General features: G+C 66.5%; 3 protein-coding genes. 1 reads left to right on the forward strand and 2 read right to left on the reverse strand.

All coding sequences use genetic code 11. The annotated features are described in order from the left end of the window. Window positions 1-24: 24 nt before the first annotated feature. Entirely contained in the window at window positions 25-663 is a 639-nt protein-coding gene (locus AC1D00_RS31850) for a protein-L-isoaspartate(D-aspartate) O-methyltransferase (RefSeq protein WP_477013398.1), read from the forward strand. Between the two features lie 134 nt (window positions 664-797). Here the strand turns inward: AC1D00_RS31850 and AC1D00_RS31855 are convergent, their stop codons facing one another. Continuing rightward, window positions 798-1445, reverse strand: coding sequence for a glutathione S-transferase family protein (locus AC1D00_RS31855; RefSeq protein ID WP_477013396.1), 648 nt, complete (start codon window positions 1443-1445; stop codon window positions 798-800). 219 nt (window positions 1446-1664) lie between these two features. Further along, window positions 1665-3584: an alpha/beta hydrolase domain-containing protein gene (locus AC1D00_RS31860; protein ID WP_477013397.1), complete on the reverse strand. Its 1920-nt coding sequence runs from the start codon at window positions 3582-3584 to the stop codon at window positions 1665-1667. Between the last annotated feature and the right edge of the window lies 1 nt (window position 3585).

Here is a 3585-nt window from a genome sequence, read left to right on the forward strand (position 1 = left end):
CAATGCGTCCGCGAACGCGCCGCCATGGTCGAGGCCATCCGGGCCTACGCCCGGTCCGCTGCCGGTGTTTTGGGACAGCAAGGCCTGTCGGAGAGGGTCCTTGAGGCCATGGCGCAAACGAAACGCCACCTGTTCATCCCTGAGCAATCTTGCTCTATCGCATACGCCGATAGACCGATACCAATCGGCCTCGGCCAGACCATATCGCAGCCGTACATTGTGGCCTTGATGACCCAGTTGGCCGAGGTCGCGCCCGATCACGTTGTGCTCGAAGTCGGTACCGGTTCGGGCTACCAGGCCGCCATACTTGCGCAGCTCGCGCGAAAGGTCTGCAGCATCGAGATCATCCCGCAATTGGCCGAGACCGCCGCGAAAAGACTGAGAGACCTCGCGTATGACAACGTGAGCGTCAGGCTTGGCGACGGCTACGACGGCTGGCCCGAATGCGGTCCTTTTGACGCCATCGTCGTGACTGCCGCGCTCGGGCAGCCACCGTCGCCGCTGATTGAGCAGCTCAAAGTGGGGGGCCGTCTCGTCATGCCGTTGGGACCCGGTTACACCACTCAGCAGCTCACAGTCGTCGAAAAAATCGCCCCCGGCAAGACGACGACGCGCGGCGTCGTTCTCGTGCGTTTTGTCCCCTTTACGCGTTCGCAAAACTAGAAGCCAGGGTGGAACAGGTTGGCCGCGTAGGGTGGGTGAGCCTTGCGACTGCGCGAAGCGCAGTTCGCTGGGCGTGACCCACCAATTTTGTTGAGGCGGACATTGGCGGATTGCGCTTCGCTAATCCGTCTGCGTTAGCGTGCCCCATCCGCCGCTGCGAAATGCGCCATCTGGTCGGCGTGCGCCTTGGCGAAGGCCGGGCGGGCCGTGGCGCGCGCGACGTAGGCGCGGCAGGCTGGATGTGCCGCCAACCCATCGAAGCGATCGACGACGCGCAGCACGTCCGACATCAGGATGTCGGCGACGGAAAAGGGCCCCGCCAACCATTCGCGGCCGGCCAGCACCGTCTCCATGTGCTTGAGGCGGAGCTTGAGGAAGTCGTCGACGAATTTCACGGCAGGTGAGCTATCGTCACTGCCGGTGAACTTGAACATCGTCCAGGGCAGGGCCGGCATCTCCACCGAATTGAGCGCAGCGAGCACCCACTCCATCGCCTTGGTGCGGCCGTGCGGGTCGGTCGGCATCAGCTTCGCGCTGCGCTCACCCAGATGCAGCAGGATCGCGCCGCTCTCGAAGATCGAGAGGTCGCCGTCGCTCAGCCACGGCACCTGGCCGAACGGCTGGTGCGCGAAATGCGCGGCGTCCCGCGGGCCGAACGGCACGCTCGCGACGCGGTACGGCAAGGCAGCCTCTTCGAGCGCCCAGCGCACGCGAAGGTCGCGCACGAAACCCCTGGGCATCTCGGGAACCCAGTCGAAGGTGGTGAGGGTGAGGTCGGCCATGCGGTGTCTCCGTGTGCTGTCCAGGCATAGGACGGATGAGGAGCGGGTGTTCCGACAGGCGTGCGAGATTTTTCCACCTTGTCATGGCCGGGCTTGTCCCGGCCATCCACGCCTATCGTTGCGCTGGAACCGAGGACGTGGCGGCACAAGGCCGCGCATGACGAGTTTGTGGAAAGGCCGAACCGCGTCGCGACATTGAAGCCGAAGATGCCATCGCCTTCACGGCCCAAGCTTCGCGAGCTTCCCTTGCTTCGCCGCCTCAACCGCACGCTCCGCATCTTCCGGCAGCAATATCCGCTCCGCCACCTGCCTTGCCGCCTCGCGGCGCACCGCGGCCACATACGCCCCGTCGTCCGCGTATCGCTCCGCAATCGACAGCCTGGGATCGTGCACTTCCTTCCGTGCGGCTTCCGTCGGTGCAAACGGTACCACCGCGCCTTGCAGCGGATAGAGCGCCGTCGGCCCAAAGCCCTGCGCGCGCGGATTCCACGCCGTGTAGGTCGCGCGAGGGACGACGAGGGCGAGTTGGCGGATACCTGATATCGCCATGCCATCATCGTCGGCCTTCGGCACGAACACGGGATAGCGGCCGATCTCCTTGGGCGGCAACACGCTCTGATCCGAGAAGGCGGCCAGCGTATGGATGCCGGCGTAGGGCAGGCCGGGGATATCCGCCGGCACCGCGCCTTTCGCAGCCACCAGCGTGCCGTGGGCGCGCATGGGGACGCGGCTTGCGGGCGGTTTGGTGCCATCGCTGATCCAGGCGTTGAGGTCGGTGAGCAGCGCGCGCATCGGCATGCCCGCATGCATCGGATTCTGCGGCAGCGACATTGCGGGCAAGCCCTTGCGCATCACGTCGGCGGCTTCCGCGAAATGCGGCGTGCCCGCGATCATGTAGGCGCGGACGTTGTCGGGAAGGTCGAGATGATTGCCGGCGAGATCGGTGACCAGCAGCGAAGCGTGCGAGGCCCACCATTCGTGCTCGCTGTCGGTCTGCATCACGCGCGGACAGGTGGCGGAGAGCGAGCAGCGGCGGAGCAGGCCGTCGGTCTTGCCGGAATAGGGATCGCTCAGGCTCGCATAGGTGAAAGGGAACAGGTCGGCCTGCCACGCCGGATCCTGCAGATGGCGCGGGTTGCGGCCGGGCTGGCCGAAGCGGACGTTGGTCGCCATCCGCCGCGTGCCCGCGACATGCGGCATCAATCCGTCGAACACGGTGCGGCCGGAGAGATCCTGGTTAAAGCCGAGATAGAGGAAGTCTCGCAGGAAGCGGCCGGATTGCGAGACGCCGAAGCCGATGGCGCGGCTCACTGATGGATGCAGGCCGTTGAGCAGCGGGTTCGCTTGCGTCTCGTCGTGGCGGAGGAAGCTGACGACATCGCGCACGGCCGCATAGCCCATGCCGAGCGGGACGGGATCGCGCGCGGTGTAGGTGATCTCATAGAGCGCGCCGGCGTCAAAGCCGTCGGGGCGGGCGATCTCCACCGTCACGGGATCGACCGGTTTTGCGGAGAGGCCCAGCGGCGTCTGCCGCGCGTCGGCCCAGGCCGCGCGTACGGTGACGTTGAGATCGGCGGCCTCAGCCGCCGGCCAGGTCAGCGTTGCGCGCGCGGGATTGGTCGTGGTGTCGAAGATCACCTCTTCCCGCGCAGGACCGGTGACGCCCTTGAGCACCGGTGCGGTCATCGCGAGCTGTCCCGGCTTCGACGGAATGTCGCCCTGCCAGCCCACCCAGACCATTGTATAGCCTTGGCGATGCAGGAAGCCGATGCCGGCGTCCTCGGCCTTGTCGGCAATGTTGGCGCCGGGCTGGGCGGAATCGTCGAACAGCTGCGGCGCCAGCTTGCGGCCGCGATTGGGGACTTCCAGCAGCAGCGTGCCGTTGCCGTGGCTGGCATCGCTGGGCCGCAGGATCACGACGTCGGCGGTGGCCTCGACCTTGCCGTCGGGGTTGCGCGGCGCGAGCGACAGATCGGTGATGACGGCGTTGCGGTCGTCGGACGGGTTGAGCGCGAAGGTCGCGCGCGCGGTGATGCGTTCATAGGTGCCGACGTTACCAAAACTGCGGCCGGCGAAGGCGGGCACGCGTTCCAGGATGTCGAAGCGGACGATTTCGGCCGGCGAGGCCGTGGGCCACAGG

It is taken from the genome of Bradyrhizobium sp. P2_E8, from assembly GCF_056403875.1.